This window comes from Celerinatantimonas marina (genome assembly GCF_046054165.1).
GTDB lineage: Bacteria > Pseudomonadota > Gammaproteobacteria > Enterobacterales > Celerinatantimonadaceae > Celerinatantimonas.
The window spans coordinates 147,476-169,459 of the sequence record NZ_JBFNXK010000003.1 but is presented as its reverse complement, the minus strand read 5'-3'; the positions used below and the strand labels follow the sequence as shown (position 1 = coordinate 169,459).

Below are 21,984 nucleotides of genomic sequence, written 5' to 3'. Positions count from 1 at the left end.
TATGCGGCGTAAAATTGGATTATGGAGATGGATTCTCTGCGGGCTATTGATGGGGCAGGCTAACGCGCAATCATACCCCGACAATTGGCTGGTTCATGGAACGTTAACGGGAGTGCTGGTGGATTCTTCCGTGTCTAGCTCCATGTTGGCAGGACATGCGCATGTTGGGGCTCAGCTCACACCTGGCATGGGAATTAGTTATTTTTTCACGCCGCATTGGGCTGTCGAATTTACGCCCGGATTAGCTGATTATCAGGTGAGTTGGAAGCGAGGCGGACGTGAGACTTCAATGGGTAAAGTCTGGGCGTTTTCGCCTATTTTGGCGTTGCAGTATCATTTTATGCCGGAGCGATCGCTGCATCCTTATATCGGGGTTGGTCCGAGTTATATTCATTTTTTCGACGTCAATCCTTCGGCTGGGTATCGGATTGATTATCGCAATCGCTGGGGATATGCGCTGCAAGCCGGTGCTGAATATCAGATTTCATCACGTTGGAGTGCCAATTTCGATGTGAAACGCGTTTCGGCTCAGGCGGCTTTAGTGAATCATATAGGTTCGGTAGCGATCCCCGCAAAGGGAAACATTACGCTATGGCTGATCGGAGTCGGGATCGGCTATCGGTTTTAAATTCAGATTTTTCACTAATTGGTTTTCTTAAAGTAGCGGCCCAGTCGTCCGTTCATAAATTTTCGCATTTGGATCCGAATGATCATTGTTCCAATTAGCAGCACGGCCAGTGTCAGAAGCGTGATATAAAAAGCGAGCTTGATAATTTGGCAGATCACCAGCGCGATGATGAGGAAGAAGCCGTAACGAATAAGCTTTTTTGACATAGATTCTATTTCTCTAACTGCGTCAGGAGCCAGACGGTGCATCTGGGATACGGCTGTTGTCGCCGTGAATGAGCGAGCGATCATGGCGACTGTTGAATTCAATGTCAACAATTTCACTGATTTAGCTCGGAAATGGGCGATTTGTTGTTCGTAACCCAGAGATGATTACGATTGCGGCGATAAGACGTTAAGCTGCCAGAAGTGGACTGGCAGCTTAAACTGGTTATTGAGCCAGTCGGTTGGCTGCGATGACATAGAGCATTTCACAGCCGATCGTGGCGGCTGCCAGCGCAGTGATTTCACTCTGGTCATAGCTGGGGGCCACTTCGACGATATCCATCCCGACAATAGTGATCCCTACCAGAGAGCGGATAATTTTCAGAATTTTATCGGTAGTCATGCCGCCACAGACCGGTGTTCCGGTACCCGGTGCATAGGCCGGATCCAAACAGTCGATATCAAAGCTTAAATAGACCGGCAGTTGTCCGACCCGGGCTCGGATAGCGCGGCTGATATCGGTGGCATTCATCTCATTGGCGGTGGCCGCATCGATCACCTGAAAGGGATGGTTAGCAATGGGATAATGGGTTCGGATCCCGATTTGAATCGAGTGTTCCGGCACGATCAACCCTTCTTTTGGGGCATGATAAAACATGGTGCCATGATCATAGAGACTCCCTTGAGAATAAGTGTCAGTATGGGCATCAAAATGCACTAAAGCCATCGGCCCGTAATGGCGATGGTGAGCTCGTAATAGTGGCAGCGTTACATAATGATCGCCACCCAGACTTAGCTGGGTTTTTCCGGCGGCGGCGAGTGAGTCGCTATATGCTTCGAGCCGTTGAGTAAATAAGGCGGCATCTCCGGTGTCAAACACCAGATCCCCTGCATCGGCAATTTTTACGCGGTCAGTGAGAGCAAATTGCCAGGGCCAGCGACATTCTTCCCAGGCCAGTTGAATCGAGGCTTGCCGGATCGCGCCTGGTCCCATACGACTACCACTGCGGCCCGAGGTCGCTAAGTCAAAGGGAAGTCCGGTAATCACTATATTTGCATCACTTTGCTGAGGCTGAAAGTTCAGGGGTTGACGTAAAAATCCAAACGCGTTGGAGTAGAGCGAATAATCCGGATAAGACGCAATAGTTGCCATAAAATCTCCCAAAAGGTACGGGAACTGAGTGTCCCCGTATTTATAATGGACTACAGCCAACAGACAGGCAATTGTTGCGACTGACGATCCTGATGATGGCTGAAAATTACTTCGTAGCCACATTCTAGTCTGACCTGGCATTCTCCGATAGATAAATAATAAGGTCGTTTTGGCGTTTGCGGAGAGCTGTTAAAGCCGATCGTATCCCAGCTTCGGGGTTGGAGCCGTTTGAGCAGTGCTTCCACAATCCAAGCCCCTTCCAGGCCTAAATCAATATTGGTTTCAAAACTGACATAGGAACTACTCTGTTGAGGTGTAATATGGATCGTTGCGTACTGATGTCCTTTGATCGCATTCACAGAATAGCCACAGGGGTCGAATAAAAAGTCATCTAATTCGAATCCAGGGAGGAGTTTTTCTAGATCCAGAAGCTGGCGGATTTGGGATAATTCCTGACAGGAACAGCAAAGCGCATCAGCCGCAGGGCCGCTGATGTGGTACATCAACAGTTCGCTGGTATGGTCATCAATTTCAGGCTGATAATCAGGGTGAGCCATTGAAAATAAAAAGTGATGGTGGCTATCCAGATAACCAAACTGGCAGGCTTTCATCGGTAGTAATGCTCGTAGCCGTTCTAGATCTTCTGTGACGGTTGAGAGTTGTAGGTTAGGTCGGTATTCGTTTTTCCGCTGATAGCTGAAAAAATCGATCTGGGAAGGGCCTTGATCGCCGATAAATTTCAATGCGGCATCGACCAGTGTGGTGGTCCCGCAGGTTAACATCAGGCAACGGTTATCCCAGACAAATAAGCTGGATTCACTGAGCAGATAGGCATCACACTGCTCATTATGAATGACTGATAGAATTTCGGCTCGTGCGGTATGCACGAGCGCTTTCCAGTAATCCTGCCCCAGTGTGCGCAATGATGGCACCCCGGGGCGAATGACAATTTCAATTTTTTTCTCTGAGCCTTCAAAAAACATGGGAAACATCTCCTTATGAGTGAAAGTCTTCTAAATAGGTGTAACCTCGCAGACCGGCTTCCAGTTCTGCTAAAATTTCGCGTTGTTGTCCCGGTGCGATGTGTTTGCGTACCAGTTCACGGTATGTGCGCACAAAGCTGTCGCTGCTGAGGTTTACGTAACCCAGTACATCTTCTACAGTATCTCCCGGAGTTATTTGGTCGATATGAAAATGACCTTCCGGTGTGATGGTGACGACGGCAGCATCGGTATCGCCAAACAAGTTATGTAGATCACCTAAAATTTCCTGATAGGAACCGACGAGGAAAAAGCCCATTAGATAAGGGTTTTGAGCTTCCCATTTGGGGATCGGCAAGGTTGGTTCAATGCCCATTTCATCGACATATTGTTCAATCGTACCATCTGAATCACAGGTGATATCCAGCAGAACCGCTCGGTTTTCGATGGGCTGATTTAACTGGGATAGCGGCAGGATCGGGAACACCTGATCGATGCCCCAGGTATCCGGGATCGATTGAAATAATGAAAAGTTGATAAATAGCTTATCAGCTAAGCGTTCCCGCAACTCGTCGAGAATGACCTGATGACGACGGTTATTTTCGCTGAGCCGTTGTTTCAGTTCATAACTGATCCGTAGATTCAACTGTTCGCCCCAGGCCCGTTGCGTAAGATTCAATAGCCCTAAATTGAATTGGGCATGAACTTCCATCAGATCACTTTGAATATCATGATAGATTTCAACTAAAGCACGTTGGTCCCCGTTGTTATTGAGTTCTTGCCAAGAATCCCACATGTTTTGCAGTATCTGCGGGGCTTCTTCGCCGGGGTGAGTCACTTCAACCGGTTCATAGCTTTCGGTGCCGATGACATCGGTGATTAATACCGCATGATGAGAACTGAGTGAACGACCGGATTCAGAAATAATTCGGGGAACCGGTTGTTCATAAAGTGCGCAGGTATCTCCAATGCCGTAAACCACATTGTTGGCGTATTCGGTCATGCCGTAGTTCATGGAACTGCTGGTCTGACTGCGAGAACCATCATAGTCGACGGCCAGCCCACCACCGACATCCATACATTCAATTGGTGCTCCCATCTGTCGCAGTTCGCAGTAAAAACGCGCCGCTTCGCTGACGCCTTGGCGAACGTCACGGATGTTGGCAATTTGTGAGCCGAGATGAAAATGCAGCAGTTGCAGACTATCGAGCATATTCTGCTCGGTCAGTACCCGTACCACCTCCAAAACCTGAGCGGCTGCCAGACCAAATTTGGATTTATCACCGCCACTGGCCTGCCATTTCCCTTTGCCTTGTGAGGCCAGACGGGCGCGCAGGCCTAAGCGAGGTTTCACTTTGAGTCGTCGAGATTCAGTAAGCACCATATTGAGCTCAGAGAGTTTTTCTAAGACGATATAAACTTGATGTCCCAGTTTTTCTCCAATCAAGGCTAACCGGATATATTCCCTATCTTTATAACCATTGCAGATGATGACAGAGCTGGCTTGTTGTGCCATGGCGAGTACCGCCATCAACTCAGGTTTACTGCCCGCTTCTAACCCCAGCTGCCGATTTTGTTTCGCGGCCTGACTGCGCAGGATTTCTTCAACCACACTCCGTTGTTGATTGACTTTAATGGGATAGACGGCCAAATACTGATTGGCATATTCATAATTTTGAATAGCTTGGTTAAATGCGCCACATAGTGTGTCTACCCGGTGATGTAAAATCTGAGGGAACCGAACCAGCGCCGGTAAAGAGACGCCCTGACGGGTGAGCTCTTTAGCAAGCGAGTCGAGTTCAAATTCCGCATCGGGATGGCTTCGATCAGGACGCACCACGACATTGCCGTGTTCGTTAATATCGAAGTATCCCTGACTCCAATAGAGAATGTTGTAGAGTTGTCGGCTCTGTTGGGCCGACCCGCATGATTGACTCACCTTTTTGCCTCGCAAATAGTCATCAAATTAAGCTTGAGATAATTCATCGAGCAGGTACTGCGGTAGTGCAAAACTAGCTTGATGAATCGCGGGTGTATAATAACGGGTAGTTAGATCCGCACGAGCAAATCGTTCGGCTAACCGACTGAATTCAATTTCTTTTATGTGAGGATCCTGACTCGCCCAAGCAAAGGTCATGATCCCGCCGACATAGGTCGGAATCGCGGCGCTGTAGAACGTGCAGTCCTGAAAATAGTGCCCCAGACGCTGGTGCGTAGTTTGGACCTCATTGGGTTGCATAAAGGCCACCCCATTTTGGGCGACCATAATTCCGCCCGGATTTAAACAACGTTGGCAGCCAGCATAAAAATCAGAACTGAACAACACTTCGCCAGGTCCGACCGGATCGGTACAGTCGCTGATGATGACATCGAATTTCTGGTCTGTCGTGGCGACGAAACGGGCTCCGTCATCGATGACCAGCTGTACCCGAGGATCGTCGTAGGCTCCGGCGCTATGATCAGGCAGATAGGTTTTACACATATCGACAACGGCCTGATCAATTTCAACCATCGTGATTGATTCCAACTGATGATGCTTGGTGACTTCACGGAGCATGCCACCATCGCCACCGCCAATGATCAACACATTTTTGGCGTGCCCGTGTGTAAACAGGGGAACATGGGTCAGCATCTCATGATAGATAAATTCGTCTCGTTCGGTGGTTTGAATGATGCCATCCAGCGCCATGACTCGGCCAAAGGTTTCATTTTCAAAAATGATCAGATGCCATTGATCGGTTTTCTGTTCGAATAGAATGGTATCAATCTGAAAGTATTGCCCGTATCCAGGATGAAGTGTTTCGAAATAACGATGATTATCCAACATAACGGATTCCTGTGATGTTATTTAAATAAATAATAAGCACCCAATATATCGTAGTGATAGATTCAGGCCGTAAAAAATCGCTGTCTAAAAATATAGACAGTTCGTTTTTGTAAAAGGAAAACTAAAACAGGTTCGAAATTCCTGGCTCTCGATTCGTATGGTGCCGAATGAGACGAATATACTGAATGAAAGAATGGCACTCCAGAATTTGACTGGCCGCAGTCAGTCGCATGGAGCGATTAAATAAAGGAAGGCAGTTGAACTGCAGGGGTATCGAATCTTGCATCTTCATCACTTTTATTCCGCCGTGCGCGTCACTTGAAGACCCACACGGTTAATGCCCAGAGAACCATAAAAACCTTAACTTTCGAGTTAATTAGATTGAATACAAAACAGATGCGATTAAACACCATCATCCCCTTTCAATACAAGACATTGATTTAGGTTTTTTAGTCTATTTTCGAAGGCTATAAATAAAAAATGCGTCATTTTTGCATAAGTCGGATGTTGTTCTTTGGAAATTGTAAAAGGTTGCATCGCGACTATGCCATGATTGGTCCAGCGTTTTAAAAAAATAATTTATCTTGGTCCATTCATATAAATTTAATTAATGCTTCATTTTGTATTGCTATGTTCTTGGCATTTCAAGGGAAAGAGGACAGCAATCAATGAAGATCAAGTTAGGGATAGTGGTGGTGATCAGTAGCTCGTTATCGGCTTGCTATTTAGATGATTTAACCGATCATAAGCCGACGATGCCACAAGGGCTGGGTTATGAACAGACTGTGAGTGAGCCTAGTGTGGCTTATCCGCTACCGGTCCGTGATTATATCAGTAATAACAATGGCTCAGGCCGTTATGATTTCGTGAATAACCCCATTCCGCGTATTTTGGTAGGAATCGATCAGCTCTGGAGACTGAACTTAACCGATTGGCGCGGCGGCGATGCGACCAATGGCGGTGCGAATAGCTCAGGCTTGCAGACGTATGGAACCGTTTCAAGTCTGGTGCCTTTTACTCAGGCTACCATTAATGATAGTAGTGCCTGGACCCATAATATCAATTATGTTGAACAGGTGACCGCGAGCCGGACCACGACTCAGGCGATGGCGGCCTATTTAGATGACCGTCGGAGTAAAAACTATAGTGTGATTGATGGTCTCGGTCCATTGACGACGGATTACGTGGCTCATTCTGGTGCCTACACTACGGTGGCAACACCGACGTCGGCGCAATTGAATGATGCGCATTATCTGTATGATAACAATGATAGTATTATCTATGCGGGTGACTATGATGAATCGGCCGGAACGGCTTTAGGGGCGGTTGCACATTTAGTCTGGCAGTTCCGACAGAATTCTCCGGCCTCGACCAGTGGCCCTAAATATATCTTTTCAACGCCTCGCCCGTGGCGGATGAACAGTAGTGGGGATGTGACCTATCTGGGAACCACTAGCTATAGTTGTGACAACTACACCTCGGGGAGTGCCGTCACCTCAACGGTTAATTTCGATAACTACGATTCCAATGTTCAGGTGATCCCCGCACTCCTTTGTGCTCGGCGGACCAGCAGCGATCTGGATGGCGATGGAAGTATCGATGAGTCGCGTGCCAAAGACGGTGCGTTCCCTAGTGGTCATACCAATGCTGGATATCTGGCTGCATTGGCTTATGCCTATGCGATTCCTCAACGCTTTAGTGAAATGCTTTACCGAGCCTCTCAATTGGGTGAAAACCGGATTATTGCCGGGATGCACTCACCGGTTGATGTGATTGGGGGACGAATTGAAGCCGAATCGGTTGCCGCTACAGCACTTCTGGATGATGCAAAACGCACCGATGCCGAGACGGCTTATACAACCGCGCAGAGCTATTTTGGGGCGCAGGCTAATTCGGCGGGGAGCTCGTTGTATGCTTATGCGCATCGTACGGTGACTGCTCCGGGAAGTGTAACCGCTGATGTGCAGGATAATAACTATTATGCTGATCACGATGCGATTAAAGCGGCTTATCGGGCTCGACTGACCTATGGCTTTACTCAGGATCTCTCCTTGGCTGGACAGGCACCGGTCGTTCCCGCCGGGGCTGAAACCTTATTGGCGACGCGTCAACCTTATTTAAGTGCCGCTCAACGCCGGGCGGTTCTGGCCACAACTGAAGTCGATTCCGGATACCCGATTTTGGATCAGTCCAATGGTTGGGGACGCTTGGATTATGTCACTGCAGCCGATGGTTACGGGGCCTTTAATGGGGATGTCAATGTGTATATGAATGCTTCGCTAGGTGGGTTTAATGCCGAGGACTGGTGGCGTAATGATATTCGTGGTGCCGGGCGCTTGACGAAAAGTGGCAGTGGTACGCTGACGCTCTCCGGATCTAATAGCTATAGCGGGGGGACGCTGGTGCAAGGGGGCGTATTAGAAGCGGCATCAGAATCAGCCTTCGGTAGTGGCACATTGTATCAAAGTGGCGGAACGGTACGGATTAATGCGACGGATCCAGTGGAAATCACACGTTATGCCATTGATGATGGAACACTGGATCTGGTCATGGATGATGATAGTAGTCAGCTTGCGGCATCGGGTACCGTTTATATCAATGGCGGTGCGCTACAGTTAGACTTTAGTCATATGACGCCGGTTTCGGGTCAGAAACTGGTTCTCATCGATGCGGGTCGAGTCCGCGGCCGCTTTAGTTCAGTTTCGGCCTCAGGCAGTTATCAGGTTCAACTGATTTATACCCGTTCTCAGGTTGTGGCAACGGTTCAGTAACCTGAGGGTATTGAGTGAAGGTATGGATTAGCGGCGAGAGATCTGCCGCTAATCCAGTGTACTTTAAAAGGTGGGGGGCGTTGCTGCACTGATGAGTTCGCAAGTTTCATCACTTGGATTTCGAAAGCGATGGGGCCGTCGGGTATTAAAATAATACGCCTCGCCCGTTTTGAGTATTTGGGTCTGCTGACCGATGGTAAGCTCAATTTGGCCCTGAATAATGATGCCGCTTTCTTCACCATCATGGCTCATCATATCCTCTCCGGTGTCGGCACCGGGAGGATATATTTCATAAATCATCGCCAGTTTTCGATCCGGGCGACGACTTCCGACTAACAGCATCTGAATATGGCCATCCCCTAGATCGATCAGTTCCTCTGTGTTGAAAAAACACTTGGGCTCCGGTTCTAATTCCAACGAAAAAAATTCAGCCATCGAAATGGGAATAGCATCTAGAATTTTTTTCAGGGATCCAACCGAAGGATTGACCTGTCCCTGCTCGATCTGCGAGATCATCGAATTGGTGACACCGCTCTGACGAGCGAGTTGACGCTGGGTCAAACCGCGCATTAAACGAATGGTTTTCAGTTGCGCACCCACATCCATTACTGGCTCTCCTGTAGATGATGTGCAGGGGTTATAATTTGCTCGTCACGTAGCGCCGCGTGAATTTCCTGTTGGCGACGCTTTTCAGCCCGGGACATCAGGTACCAAGCGATCCAGGTCGCGGTGGCGACCACCAGTACGATAATTGTTGCTAACGCATTGATTTTGGGACTGACGCCTAATCGGACACTGGAGAACACGACCATCGGCAGCGTGGTTGCACTGGGTCCAGAGACGAAACTAGCAATGACTAGATCATCCAGCGATAGGGTAAAGGCGAGCAACCAGCCTGCGACGATAGCAGGGAAAATACTGGGTAAGGTAATTAAAAAGAATACCTTCCAGGGAGGCGCTCCCAGATCCATGGCGGCTTCTTCAATACTCATATCGACTTCCCGTAGTCTGGAACTCACGACGATGCAGACATATGACGTACAAAAGGTCACATGAGCAATCCATATCGTAAGCATGCCACGGTCGGAGAAGATGTCAAAGACTGATCCGAGTGCAATAAACATCAATAGCAGCGATAGACCCATAATGACATCGGGCATCACCAGTGGTGCGGTGATCATAAACGAGAACATCCCCGCCCCCCGAAAGCGTCCGAAACGATTTAGCACAAAGGCCGCAATGGTGCCGAGTACGACGGCGGCGCTGGCCGACATGAAGCCGATGATTAGGCTGAGCCGAACACCGTTCATCAACAGATCATCATGAAACAGCTCGCCGTACCATTTAATCGAAAAACCGGCCCAGACCGTAACCAGACGGCTGGCGTTAAACGAGTAGAAGATCAAAATCAGAATGGGAATATAAAGGAAGGAAAACCCGAGTCCTAAAATTAGCCATTTCCATTTACTGTTTGAGATAGGTATTTCGCCCATTATTCAGCCTCCAACTCTCGTTTTTGATAACGCTGAAAGATTAAGATTGGAACCATCAGAATCAGTAGCATCACAATGGCAACCGCCGAGGCAACGGGCCAATCCCGGTTGTTAAAAAATTCCTGCCACAGGACTTTGCCGATCAAGATAGTATTCGGTCCGCCCAATAATGTCGGGATCACAAATTCGCCGACCGCCGGAATAAATACCAGCATCGAGCCTGCAATTACACCGGCTTTGGTCAGAGGCAACAATATCCGCCAGAAGATAACGGTCGGTTTGGCTCCGAGATCGCGAGCCGCTTCCAGTAGCGAGTAATCAACGCGCATGAGTGCGGTATAAAGTGGCAGTACCATAAATGGCAGATAGGTATACACAATACCGATATAGACGGCCACGTTGGTATGCAAAATATGCAGCGGCTGATCGATAATGCCTGCCATCATCAGTACGTTATTGAGCAGCCCGTTGTTTTTAAGAATACCAATCCAGGCATAGACCCGAATCAGAAAACTGGTCCATGATGGCAGAACAATTAGCATTAATAAAATATTACGCGTTTGGGGTTTGGAGTGGACAATGGCCCATGCCATCGGGTAACCGACCAATAAGCATAAAAAGGTTGAGATCGCCGCGACTTCAATAGAGCGCAGATACGATTCAACATAGAGATCATCGCTGACCATGTACAGATAGTTTCCGATGTTGAGCAGGACTTGTAATTGCTCATCGGCGTAATGAAGAAGATCCGTGTAGGGAGGGATCGAGAGTTGTGCTTCGGCAAAACTGATCTTCAGAACGATCGCAAACGGTAACAAGAAAAATAACAGCAACCAAACATACGGCGGTAATACCAGCAGATAGCGTAGATGCCGGTGAATTGATTGAGAATTGATCATATTTTCAGTACCACGCAGCTGTCTGCTTCCCAACATAGATGAACGGTTTCTTTCCAGGTCGGAAGTGAATTTCGATGGCGGCTGGAGTTGGGAAGCGTGGACCGAACCAGTTGTCCGCTAGGTAGCCGAACATGGTAGATGGATTGTCCTCCCAGATAGGCGATATCTTCAACTTCACCGGTACAGACGTTCACTTTACGATTCAGTTTACGGAAGACTTTTATTTTTTCAGGGCGCAGCGCCACCATCAACGGTAGGCCCGGAGCATCAGATAATCCGTGATTCAATAAGATGGGCTGCTCAAAAGCATGGCAGTGTATGACGGCCTGATCTGCCTGATTTTCAATCAGTTCTCCCTCGAAGATATTCATCGAACCGATAAACTCGGCGCTGTAACGCGAATTCGGATATTCATAGATCTCTTCGGGGCTCCCGATCTGAATAAACTGACCGCGATCCATGATGGCGATTCGAGTGGCCATGGTCATTGCTTCTTCCTGATCATGGGTGACCATCACACAGGTCACGCCAACACTTTCCAAAATATCGACGACTTCGAGTTGCATCTGTTCTCGTAACTTTTTATCAAGGGCCCCCATGGGCTCATCGAGCAGAAGTAGTTTCGGTTTTTTGGCGAGGCTACGAGCTAAAGCGACACGCTGGCGCTGTCCTCCGGAAAGCTGATGAGGTTTACGTTTGGCATATTCTTCCATTCGAACCAGTTTCAGCATCTGCGCAACGATCGCATCGACTTCCTGACGCTTGAGTCCATCCTGCTTTAACCCGAAGGCAATGTTTCCGGCAACCGTCATATGGGGAAACAATGCGTAAGACTGAAACATCATGTTAACGGGCCGTCGATGAGGCGGAATTTCCGCTAAATCGACCCCATCTAAAATAATTTGCCCTTTGGAGGGTTGTTCAAATCCGGCCAACATCCGCAATAAGGTTGATTTTCCACAGCCAGATGCGCCCAGTAGTGCAAACAATTCACCACGTCGGATCTCTAGATCGACGTCATCAACGGCATGCACACCATCAAAGGTTTTACTTAAGTTTTTGATTTGTAATAGGGGGGGTGTTGCTGTTGAGGGGGTTGCTTCCATTATCAATCTCCACAGACTAACGGCCCAGAGTCTGGGCCGATTCGCTTAATTTTGTAAGAAGGTGGTCCATGTGCGGGTACGAATTCGGTCGATTTTCATCGGCAGAATTTTAGCGCTATACAGTTTGGCGCTGGTGGCTGCATCTGGGTAGATCCCTGGATCACTGGTGATCTCTTTATCGACATACTGTTTGGATGGTACGTTCGGATTGGCATACCAGACATAGTTACTGATATCGGCAATCACTTTCGGCCGCAGCAGATAGTTGATAAATTTCAGTGCGTTTTCCGGATGTTTCGCATCTTTTGGAATGGCCATTAAATCAAACCAAGCCAGTGCGCCTTCCTTCGGAATCGAGTATTTGATATGCACGCCATTTTTCGCTTGTTTAGCGCGATCGGCGGCCATCATGATATCTCCGGACCAGCCGACGGCCACACAAATATCACCATTAGCTAAACTGTTGATATATTCGGAGGAGTTGATTTGAGTGACATAAGGGCGAATTTTCTGCAGTAGCGGTAGTGCCACTTTGGTGTAGTCGTTGGGCACTGTTGAGTTTGGATCTTTACCCAGATAATTCAGCACGGAAGCTAGAATTTCAGTCGGTGCATTTAAGAAAGAGACACCGCATTGCTTGAGTTTTTCCATGTATTTAGGCTGAAAAACTAAATCCCAGCTGTTGACTGGGGCATCATCGCCCAGAATTTTTTTGATTTTATCCACGTTATAACCAATCCCAGTGGTTCCCCATAGGTAGGGCACGGCATATTGGTTTCCCGGATCAGCGGCGTCAGCCAGCATTTTCATCAACTTTGGATCGAGGTTTTTATAGTTGGTTAGTTTGCTTTTATCCAGCTTCATAAAGGCACCGGCTTTCGCCTGACGACCTAAGAAGTCGTTACTGGGGACAACGACGTCAAAGCCGGTATGACCGGACAGGATTTTAGCTTCGAGCACTTCATTGGAATCAAAAACATCATAGACCACTTTGATCCCGGTTTCTTTTTCAAAATTAGCGATGGTGTCTTCGGCGATATAATCAGACCAGTTATAAACGTGCAGGACTGGTTCTTCAGCGGCCCGAACCTGGCTGGTGAGCGCGGTTGCGAACAGGGATACCGAGAGTAGAGTTTTCGCTATCGCGGCATATTTCATAATGTATCTCCATCCATGTGTAAGATTTAGCCAATCTGGTGTTGTAATTCAGTATAGGTTTGGTCCAGACATTTTTTAGCAAGTGTGATCAGTTGATCGACTTCCGCTTTGCTCATAATCAGTGGCGGTGCGATGATCATGGTATCTCCGACCGCCCGCATAATCAGACCGTTGTTCACGCAAATATTACGACAGAGCGTGCCTGCGGCCAGTTTTTTATCATATCGTTGTAAGGTCGTTTTATCGGCGACCAGTTCCAGAGCCCCCATCATCCCTTTGATGCGAGCTTCTCCGACCAGTGGATGTTCGCTAAGCTGCTGCCAGCCTTCGGCCAAATAAGGTGCTAATTCATCGTGAACATAATCAATGAGTTGAGTTTGTTGCATCTGTTCGATGGTGGCCAAGGCGACGGCACAGGCGACCGGATGTCCAGAATAGGTAAAGCCGTGAGTAAATTCGTCGTCATAATCCCGTAGCACTTGGGCCACGCGATCACTCATCATAACGGCCCCCAGCGGGACGTAACCGGAGGTAATCCCTTTCGCCAGACACATCAGATCCGGTTTAATGTTGTAGGTTTGGCTAGCAAACCATTGACCGGTACGACCAAAACCACAGATCACTTCATCGGCCACCAATAGGATTTCATATTTATCGCAGATGCGCTGGATTTCTGGCCAGTAGCTCTCGGGTGGAATAATCACGCCCCCAGCACCTTGCACCGGTTCGGCAATAAAGGCCGCAACCTTGTCTTCGCCTAATTCCAGAATTTTTTGCTCTAACAACCGAGCTCGTTCCAGACCGAATTGCTGAGGATCTTGCCCTTGTCCTTCACCAAAATAGTAAGGTTGCGGAATATGCACGACGCCCGGAATGGGTAATCCACCCTGCGCATGCATCGGTTTCATCCCACCTAAACTGGCACCGGCCATGGTACTACCATGATAGGCATTTTCCCGGCTGATAATCACCTGCTTGGAGGGCTTGCCTAAACAGCTCCAATAATGGCGAACGGTCCGGATCACCGTATCATTACATTCCGAGCCAGAACCGGTGAAGAACACATGATTCAGATGTTCCGGTGTGATCTCGGAGAGCTTTTGCGCTAGTTTTGCCGCAGGGGCATGGGTCGACTGGAAAAACAGATTGTAATAAGGCAACTGTTTCATCTGGGCGGTGGCTGCTTCGATCAGCGCATCGGCACTATATCCCAGATTAACGCACCAAAGACCGGCCATTGCATCGAGAATTTTCTGACCGTGTGCGTCATACACGAAAATACCTTCGCCTCGTTCAATCACCCGTGAACCATCCCGATTCAACTGATGATAGTTGCTAAAAGGGTGAAAGCAGTGTTCGCTGTCCTGCTGTTGAATTTGATTGGAACTCATCGGTCCTCCGGCAGTTACACGTTAAGTAGTAAAAATTCGCGTTCCCAGGAGCTAATGACCTGGAAAAAAGTTTGATATTCTTTGCGTTTGAGGGCGACATAGGCTGAAACGAAACGGTCGCCTAAGATCTCGCGCATATCATCGCTTTGCTCTAATAATTTGAGTGATTCTTCAACGGTTCGGGGGAGTGAATACGGATCTTGGGTTGCATCCCCGGTAGTCATGGCTGTGGGTTTGAGCCCTTTCTTCATGCCCAGATAGCCGCAGGCTAGGGATACGGCCATCGCCAGATAAGGATTGACATCAGAGCCGGCATAGCGGTTTTCAACGCGGCGAGCCGAGGGATCTGACATTGGAACTCGCAATCCGACGGTTCGGTTGTCTAATCCCCATTCGACATTTGTAGGCGCTGAATCACCGAAGACGAGTCGCCGGTAAGAGTTGACATTGGGGGCAAAGAAGGCAAGTCCCGCCGGTGTATATTTTTGCATCCCCCCGATGTAGTTTAAAAATAGCGGACTGTTACTGCCGTCGGGCAGGCCGAACAAGTTTAGACCACTGGCATCCGTCAGACTCTGATGAATGTGCATCGCACTGCCCGGCTCTTTTTCCATCGGTTTTGCCATAAAGGTGGCATAAACATCATGACGCTGTGCCGTTTCACGCATGGTGCGTTTAAATAGAAACACCTGATCGGCTCGGGATAAAGCATCCCCATGAATGAAGTTAACCTCCATTTGTGCCGCCCCGGATTCATGGATCAAGGTATCTACATCTAGCTCTTGAGCGTCGCAGTAGTCATACATATCTTCAAAGATCGGGTCGAATTCGTTGACGGCGTCAATGCTGAAGGATTGGCGAGCGGTTTCCGGGCGACCATTACGACCGATCGGGGGTTCTAATGGGTAATCCCAGTCGAGATTTTTTTTCACTAAAAAGAATTCAACTTCAGGGGCGACGACTGGGAACCAGCCTTCTTGTTCGTAGAGATTCAGAACTCGTCTAAGAACTGAGCGGGGGGCAATATCAACCAGTTCACCATTATTATCATAGCAATCGTGGATGACTTGAGCTGTAGGTTCTTTGGTCCAGGGAACAAAGCGAATTGTATCGGGGTCAGGCTCAAGATGCATATCGCGTTCAGTCGGGTCAACCATGCTATCATCATCTGGCCAGTCTCCCGTGACCGTCTGAAAGAAAATTGACTCTGGGAGGCGAAGTCCCTGTTCCCGTAAGTATTTACTGGCAGGGACAATTTTTCCCCGGGCATTCCCGGTAATATCCGGGATTAAACATTCAACTTCAGTAATTTTATTCTCAGTGATCCATTGTCCGATCCGTTCCATCACGTCTTTCATAACACCATCCGAGTGTTCAATAAACTAATCATTCTTTGACTAAATAATCCGCTGTTTTTCTAGAATTGACATGCAATTTGACAAATGTCAAACATTTATGTTCGATAAAAGCAGAATTTAACGATGTTCATGTGGTGAGAAAATAAAAGTTTGCAATATATTAAACACTGTGGTGTATTTTTAAACAGACTACGATAATCGAGGCAGGATCAGCCTATGGATACTCAATCACAAATACGGACGAATACGTCATTGTCATCATTGAAACGAACTGTTCAACAGTTCTTGGCACAGCATCCCGATCTTCAAAGCATTGATTTAATGCTGCATGATCTCAGCGGGACTCCACGCGGTAAGCGGCTGGATATTTCACAATTACTTAAGGTCGCAGAGGAAGGCGTTTGTTTGCCCGCTTCGATTTTTGCCTTGGATATCTGTGGAGAAACGGTGGAAGAAACCGGCCTGGGTTTTGAACAGGGCGATGGGGATCGAATTTGCCAATTATTACCCCATTCTCTGAGTTTGATCCCGTGGCAGGAACCCGGATGTGCCCAAGGGCTGATGACGATGGTCGAGCGGGATGGACAGACTCCTTTTTTCGCCGATCCAAGGCAGGTCCTAAGTCAGCTTCTGCAGCGGCAAGCTGATTTAGGCATACAGTGGTGTGTGGCGCTGGAGTTGGAATTTTATCTCACCGATCGAGAAAGTGATGAGAATGGTTTACCTCAACCCCCGATTGCGCCGCAAAGCCAGCAACGGATGAGTCAGACCCAGGTCTATTCATTAGATGATCTGGATGATTATAAAGCGTTTTTGGATGATGTGATCGCTGCCTGTCAGATACAGCAAGTTCCAGCCGAAAATATGGTGGCGGAATATGCGCCGGGCCAGTTTGAAGTGAATTTGCACCACCAGACGGATGTGCTATTGGCTTGTGATCAGGCGTTGCTGTTGAAACGGATCATTAAATCTGTGGCACGTCAGCATGGCTTTGGGGCCACGTTTATGGCTAAACCCTACAGTGACTATGCGGGGAATGGTTGCCACGTGCATATCAGCGCTTTAGATGCTGAGGGTCAGAATCTATTTGCCAGTGAGCCGCTCCTGCTGAAACAAGCGATAGCCGGTTTATTGGCTCATTTACCGGATACGATGGCGATTTTAGCTCCTAATGCCAACTCTTATCGACGTTTTCAACCCGATATGTTTGTCCCGATGAAACCCTGCTGGGGGTGGGATAATCGTACCGTTGCGGTGCGGATCCCAGCGGGTAGTGAAGAAAATACTCGAATCGAACACCGGGTAGCTGGAGCTGATGCCAATCCATATTTGTTATGTGCGGCACTTTTAGCCAGTATCGAATCGGGGATCCGTCAGGACCTGATGCCACCGGATCCGGTGTCAGGAAATGCGGCTGAACTTCCGGGTGAGTTACTCCCCAACACCTGGTCACAGGCGTTACAGCTTTTTTCAGAGAGTGAATTGTTATCTCAGGCATTAGGGAAAGATTTCTGTCAGGTTTATGCCGCCACGAAGCTGGCTGAGATGCAGCGCTTTGATGCACAGGTTTCACCTCTTGAATATCAATGGTATCAGCAATTAGTCTAAATCAAGGAATAGTTATGACAGCTCAACCACATGCGCAATCCTACTATGCCGCAACGGCAAATCAGAATTTTAGTTTCGAACCACTTCAGGGAAAGATAACCGCCGATGTTTGTGTCATCGGTAGTGGCATTACCGGTGTCTCGGCGGCATTAGATCTAGCTGAGCAAGGCTACCGAGTCGTGGTCTTAGAAGCCGAGCGCGTGGGGTGGGGCGCTTCAGGTCGAAGTGGTGGACAGGCCATTTTCGGTTGGGGGTGTGAACAGTATGCTCTGGAGAAAATGGTCGGTCTGGAAAATGCCAAACAGTTTTGGAATATTGCTCAGGAAGGGTTAGAACTGACGAAAAGCTCTATTCGCAAGCATCAGATTGATTGTGATTGGCGAGACGGTATGGCTCATCTGGGGCTTAAACCGCGGCATGATCGTGAACTCAAAGAGTGGCAACATAAGCTGGAAAATACTTATGGTTATTCAAGCCTGACGTACTGGGATCAGAATGCCGTACGTGAGCATATTGGCAGTCCGCTTTACACCAGTGGTTTGTTTGATCAAAACAGTGGTCACCTGCATCCGCTTAACTATACGTTGGGTTTGGTGAAAGCGGCGCAGGCGGCCGGGGTTCAGTTTTATGAGGATAGTCGAGTTATTTCCCTGAAGCAGGGGGATCCCGCGCGGGTGCAAACGGCCCAAGGCGAAGTTACAGCCAATTATGTATTGATGGCGTGTAATGCTTATCTGGAAGGTCTATCTGGCTATCTGGTGAGCCGGGTGATGCCCGTTGGAACTTATATCGCAGCCACCAAACCGTTGGGAAAAGATCGCTGCGAACAGTTAATGAAAGATAATATTGCGGCTTGCGATATTAATTTTGTGTTGGACTATTACCGTTGTTCAGCGGATCACCGGATGTTATTCGGAGGGCGTGTCAGTTATTCGGGGATTGATCCGCGTAATTTAGAATATGCCATGCGCCCGCGGATGGAGAAGGTCTTCCCGCAGTTGAAAGGGGTTGAAATCGATTATACCTGGGGTGGTTTTGTGGGGATCACCATGAATCGGGCGCCTCATTTTGGCAAACTGGCGTCTAATATTTTTTATGCGCAGGGTTTTTCTGGTCATGGTATCGCCGCGACCAATATCGCCGGGAAATTAATGTCAGAGGCGATTGTATCGACCAGTGAACGGCTGGATCTATTCTCGAAGATCCCACACCGTCCATTCCCTGGCGGGCGCTTGTTTCGCACGCCTGCATTGGTGCTGGCGATGGCGTATTTCCGCATTCGAGATCGACTTTAATCTGACTCTATAGGGTCATTTAAAAGAGGCCCTTGGAAATGTTGGGGCATCGCGGTGCCCCAACCACTATTTCCTTCCAGAAGAATGGGTGCCGTTGGTGTAATCACCCAGTCCCAAGCGATGCCGTGAATATCCGGAAAGAGGCGATGGGCTTGCAAGCTTTGAGCGATAATGTCGGAGTGAAAAGGTAACGGTTGCAAAGGATGCAAGGTTTGGTTCAGAGCCTGCTGCTGCGGCAAAGGAGGCAAGGTGGTTGCAGGGAGTAATAGGCCATCATCATCGAGAGTTAAGAATACATAACCAATCTTCTGACCGTTGGAATATGGAATTTCCAGTTGTTGATGATAAATCGTGGGCTGTTGCTGCTGCCAGCGACTGATCACTCGGAGTGTGATGACATCATCCCGTTCTGAAAGGTAATCGAGTGCCGGGTGATTGGTATAAAGTGGTTGGATTAGCGCATCATCGTTTTGTAACAGATATTGCCAGGCGGTTTCGAGCGCCGTGGCATCCAGTGGTTGCCCGTTAAAAGATTCTCCCAACCACTGCGCGTCCTTTTGCCAGACTTTAAACGCGCCCTGAGCCTGATTCCCACTGCGACTTTTTATAAAGTACGCGTCCTGTCCTGCTGTCGACAATATTGGTTGCAATGGTGTTGCGGCCATTTGGGGAATGACAGTACAGGTTTTCGCAACTTGAATCGCCAGTGGTGTCAGATATTCTGCCAGTGCAGTTTTATCCTGAAGCTTGTGCAATGATGCTTGGCTAACCCGACGTTGCTGATTGTGGTAGTGATGGTAGCCTGCCGTTTCCTGATTATAAACATAGTGCAGCACTCGTTTGGGATGCTGGATGAGGTTGAATGCGTAACTTTGTGCAGGATGGAGCCCCCAGTTGAGGGCCAACTTGAGTAAAACCCAATATTGTTGGCGCCGGCTGACGGCATACTGCTGCTGGAAGGTGTCCCCTCGAAGTCGAACCCAAACCAGACAGGCATGCCAGGCGCTCCATGACAGCCAGCGTAACCACAAGCCGAGTTCAAGCATCAACCAAAGCGGTTTGGGAAGACGGTGGGGATGGTGCCACCAATAGTTGCGATGGGCTTTGACCCATTGTGATTGCTTGGGGAGTAGATAGTGCCAGCTCACAAGTCCGTGCGGGAACGCCCGTTTGATCAGATGCTTCTGTAACGCTCGACAATATCGGTGCAGGTTAAAGGGCATGCGGATTTTGTACTATGTGCTCGCAGATGTCTGTTGGGATGACGAGCGGTTGTCCTTGAGTATCCAGATAGCCGAATCGCTGCATGACATCGTGATGATCATGAATGATCTGCGTGACCTGCTGGGGTGTTAAGCTTTGTTGCCAGCTGCCGCTCTTTCCTTGACGGAAAAATTTAGGGGTTTGCGAAGGGCATTCGTTAAAGCCTTCCTGATTTTCTTGACGGGTCAGTTCTTTAAAATCACTGAAAGTGATCGCTTTTTGGACTCGGGCTGGATCACTTGGAAGTTGTAGAAACTGGCAGATCCGGGTGAAGGTCGGCAATGGCTGGTAGAGCATCTCTTCGTAGCGGATCACCAGCCTCGCGAGTGAGGGGGCTTCAATCCAGCTTAGAACATGCTCAGACCAAGTGAACAATTGCTGACGGACCTGTGATGTTAGCTTCTTGGTTGAACGGGCCATACAGTGTTGATGCTGGCCCATTAGTTCAATCGCATGGTCGATGCTGCACTGGTAGTGATTGGCAAGGGATGGAGCTACATCCAGTGGATTTCTCAGAATATACAAAGCCCCCCCGATGCCTTTCGTTCCGAGTAATGGTTGTCCAGCCACATAATGGTAGGCATCATGAACTTTGTGATACAAGGCCTCGTTTGGGGAGGCATCTAACTCATCGTCAAATCCTCCCCAATTATAAACGGTTGGACGCAGGGCATCGATTTCATCGGCATGCAGGTCGGCAGTATCAAATCCCAATGTTTCATCCAACCAGTAGCGGCTGCTGGCGATCGCTCCGGTATGTAGATCGTTGATGTGGACGGGTTTTTCCCCATCTTCGATAACATTTTGTATAAAGGTTCTGAGCCAGGTATTCCCTGATTTCGGATAGGAAGCTAGCCAGTAAATGTTACTCATTGTTGATCCTCGATATCACTGAGAATGGTATCGATCATCGCATCCAGAGAGAAACCTTCTTTGGGTCGGGATAAATGGGCCATTCGGGCCTTTCCCGCTAAACCTGAGCACCATTTTAGATGATCGGATTTTAGACCCATACCGTTGATAAAACGAGGACGATAGGTATTCCTCAGAAGAGGCATAAATTTGTTTAATCCGGTAATCGGTGTGATCTGGATATCTTCATCATTATGTGAGCTCAGCGTGTAGATCCAGCGTATTGGCAATGCCGTTTGTTGTGATACCACCGGTACCGGATAGTTAAATTTATTGAGTTCCGGACGGATACGACGCAGGTTTTGGGTATCGATATTCAGACGCGTCGCGACATCCTGCCACAGTTTGATCCGGGCAAATCCGGGGAGTGCTTCGCCATTGGCTGTCACCGGGACCACATCATCGGCTAGCACCGGATAACCACGCTGCATAAAACCGGCGGCTAGCGTTGATTTCCCGGCTCCGGATATTCCGACACAAACCATACATTGCTGACCAATTTGAATCGCATTGCCATGTAGGACTAACAGTTTTCGCTGAAATAATAAGGCACCCAGCGCTGAACCTAGCAGGAATACCCGCAGACTGTCTTCATCTGAATCGGGGGCTGGATCGATGATGATTTGGGTTCCCTGACGAACTTCGTAACGTGCGACACCGGGAATGTGGAGTCGGAATTGATGCTGATTGGTCCAGCAGCAGGGGCCTATAGCAGGCATTTTGATCGGATCAACAGGGCCCAGATTGCCAAATTTAATATGGATGTCTGCGTGATTTTGATGAGATTGAATTAATTCTGGAAGATGCAGTTCGCTATCCATAGCTAATTGGTAGGCATGATAAACCATCTTTGCTTACGATCCTTTTTAAGTGGCGTGATATATGATGAGTACATTTTAACTGTACCATTTTATTGTAAAATCGAATATATCTGGGAGG

At 48.4% G+C, this 21,984-nt stretch carries 19 protein-coding genes; 4 read left to right on the top strand and 15 right to left on the bottom strand.

The features are described from left to right. Position 1 precedes the first annotated feature (1 nt). Positions 2–628: an OmpW/AlkL family protein gene (locus ABUE20_RS04705; RefSeq protein WP_408618686.1), complete on the top strand. Its 627-nt coding sequence runs from the start codon at positions 2–4 to the stop codon at positions 626–628. Positions 629–642: 14 nt separating this feature from the next. Here the strand turns inward: ABUE20_RS04705 and ABUE20_RS04700 are convergent, their stop codons facing one another. From ABUE20_RS04700 to speE, 5 genes are all read right to left on the bottom strand, one after another. Then, on the bottom strand, positions 643–951 hold the full coding sequence (locus ABUE20_RS04700; protein WP_408618685.1) for a hypothetical protein: 309 nt from the start codon (positions 949–951) through the stop codon (positions 643–645). A 106-nt stretch (positions 952–1,057) separates the two neighbouring features. After that, the gene (gene speB / locus ABUE20_RS04695; protein WP_408618684.1) at positions 1,058–1,984 is read right to left on the bottom strand and encodes an agmatinase; all 927 of its coding nucleotides are present in this window, start codon (positions 1,982–1,984) and stop codon (positions 1,058–1,060) included. Positions 1,985–2,034: 50 nt separating this feature from the next. Then, positions 2,035–2,967: an adenosylmethionine decarboxylase gene (locus ABUE20_RS04690; protein ID WP_408618683.1), complete on the bottom strand. Its 933-nt coding sequence runs from the start codon at positions 2,965–2,967 to the stop codon at positions 2,035–2,037. Positions 2,968–2,980: 13 nt separating this feature from the next. Beyond that, a complete protein-coding gene (speA, locus tag ABUE20_RS04685; RefSeq protein ID WP_408618682.1) occupies positions 2,981–4,903 on the bottom strand; it encodes a biosynthetic arginine decarboxylase in 1,923 nt (640 codons plus the stop codon). Between the two features lie 27 nt (positions 4,904–4,930). Beyond that, positions 4,931–5,791 carry a polyamine aminopropyltransferase gene (gene speE, locus ABUE20_RS04680; protein WP_408618681.1) on the bottom strand — a complete coding sequence of 287 codons (861 nt, stop codon included), beginning with the start codon at positions 5,789–5,791 and terminating at the stop codon, positions 4,931–4,933. Between the two features lie 668 nt (positions 5,792–6,459). On the opposite strand from speE, the gene ABUE20_RS04675 reads away from it, so the two are divergent. Then, on the top strand, positions 6,460–8,562 hold the full coding sequence (locus ABUE20_RS04675; protein ID WP_408618680.1) for an autotransporter-associated beta strand repeat-containing protein: 2,103 nt from the start codon (positions 6,460–6,462) through the stop codon (positions 8,560–8,562). Positions 8,563–8,625: 63 nt separating this feature from the next. Here ABUE20_RS04675 and ABUE20_RS04670 read toward each other — a convergent pair whose 3' ends face one another. The 7 genes from ABUE20_RS04670 to ABUE20_RS04640 are packed head-to-tail and all read right to left on the bottom strand — an operon-like array spanning position 8,626 to position 15,955. After that, entirely contained in the window at positions 8,626–9,168 is a 543-nt protein-coding gene (locus tag ABUE20_RS04670; protein WP_408618679.1) for a cupin domain-containing protein, read from the bottom strand. Further along, positions 9,168–10,055 (bottom strand): ABC transporter permease subunit, encoded by an 888-nt coding sequence (locus ABUE20_RS04665; RefSeq protein ID WP_408618678.1) that lies wholly within the window; start codon positions 10,053–10,055, stop codon positions 9,168–9,170. The genes ABUE20_RS04670 and ABUE20_RS04665 overlap by 1 nt, the downstream gene beginning before the upstream one ends. Further along, on the bottom strand, positions 10,055–10,954 hold the full coding sequence (gene potH, locus ABUE20_RS04660; protein ID WP_408618677.1) for a putrescine ABC transporter permease PotH: 900 nt from the start codon (positions 10,952–10,954) through the stop codon (positions 10,055–10,057). The genes ABUE20_RS04665 and potH overlap by 1 nt, the downstream gene beginning before the upstream one ends. Then, positions 10,951–12,060 (bottom strand): putrescine ABC transporter ATP-binding subunit PotG, encoded by a 1,110-nt coding sequence (gene potG, locus ABUE20_RS04655; protein WP_408618676.1) that lies wholly within the window; start codon positions 12,058–12,060, stop codon positions 10,951–10,953. The genes potH and potG overlap by 4 nt, the downstream gene beginning before the upstream one ends. 45 nt (positions 12,061–12,105) lie before the next feature. Further along, positions 12,106–13,218 carry an extracellular solute-binding protein gene (locus ABUE20_RS04650; protein ID WP_408618675.1) on the bottom strand — a complete coding sequence of 371 codons (1,113 nt, stop codon included), beginning with the start codon at positions 13,216–13,218 and terminating at the stop codon, positions 12,106–12,108. Between the two features lie 26 nt (positions 13,219–13,244). After that, positions 13,245–14,609 (bottom strand): aspartate aminotransferase family protein, encoded by a 1,365-nt coding sequence (locus tag ABUE20_RS04645; RefSeq protein WP_408618674.1) that lies wholly within the window; start codon positions 14,607–14,609, stop codon positions 13,245–13,247. A gap of 14 nt (positions 14,610–14,623) precedes the next feature. After that, on the bottom strand, positions 14,624–15,955 hold the full coding sequence (locus ABUE20_RS04640; protein WP_408618811.1) for a glutamine synthetase family protein: 1,332 nt from the start codon (positions 15,953–15,955) through the stop codon (positions 14,624–14,626). A gap of 228 nt (positions 15,956–16,183) precedes the next feature. On the opposite strand from ABUE20_RS04640, the gene ABUE20_RS04635 reads away from it, so the two are divergent. Together ABUE20_RS04635 and ABUE20_RS04630 are read left to right on the top strand one after the other, a co-directional pair. Next, positions 16,184–17,575 carry a glutamine synthetase family protein gene (locus tag ABUE20_RS04635; RefSeq protein WP_408618673.1) on the top strand — a complete coding sequence of 464 codons (1,392 nt, stop codon included), beginning with the start codon at positions 16,184–16,186 and terminating at the stop codon, positions 17,573–17,575. Between the two features lie 14 nt (positions 17,576–17,589). Beyond that, entirely contained in the window at positions 17,590–18,870 is a 1,281-nt protein-coding gene (locus tag ABUE20_RS04630) for an NAD(P)/FAD-dependent oxidoreductase (protein ID WP_408618672.1), read from the top strand. On the opposite strand, the gene ABUE20_RS04625 is transcribed toward ABUE20_RS04630, so the two are convergent. The 3 genes from ABUE20_RS04625 to ABUE20_RS04615 all read right to left on the bottom strand — a co-directional run bounded on the left by ABUE20_RS04625 (position 18,867) and on the right by ABUE20_RS04615 (position 21,893). Continuing rightward, the gene (locus tag ABUE20_RS04625) at positions 18,867–20,018 is read right to left on the bottom strand and encodes a sugar-transfer associated ATP-grasp domain-containing protein (RefSeq protein ID WP_408618671.1); all 1,152 of its coding nucleotides are present in this window, start codon (positions 20,016–20,018) and stop codon (positions 18,867–18,869) included. The two genes, ABUE20_RS04630 and ABUE20_RS04625, sit on opposite strands and share 4 nt — an antisense overlap. A 64-nt stretch (positions 20,019–20,082) precedes the next feature. After that, positions 20,083–21,006: a sulfotransferase domain-containing protein gene (locus ABUE20_RS04620; protein ID WP_408618670.1), complete on the bottom strand. Its 924-nt coding sequence runs from the start codon at positions 21,004–21,006 to the stop codon at positions 20,083–20,085. Further along, positions 21,003–21,893: a phosphoenolpyruvate carboxykinase (ATP) gene (locus ABUE20_RS04615; protein ID WP_408618669.1), complete on the bottom strand. Its 891-nt coding sequence runs from the start codon at positions 21,891–21,893 to the stop codon at positions 21,003–21,005. Before ABUE20_RS04615 ends, ABUE20_RS04620 begins: the two co-directional genes overlap by 4 nt. Positions 21,894–21,984: the final 91 nt, after the last annotated feature.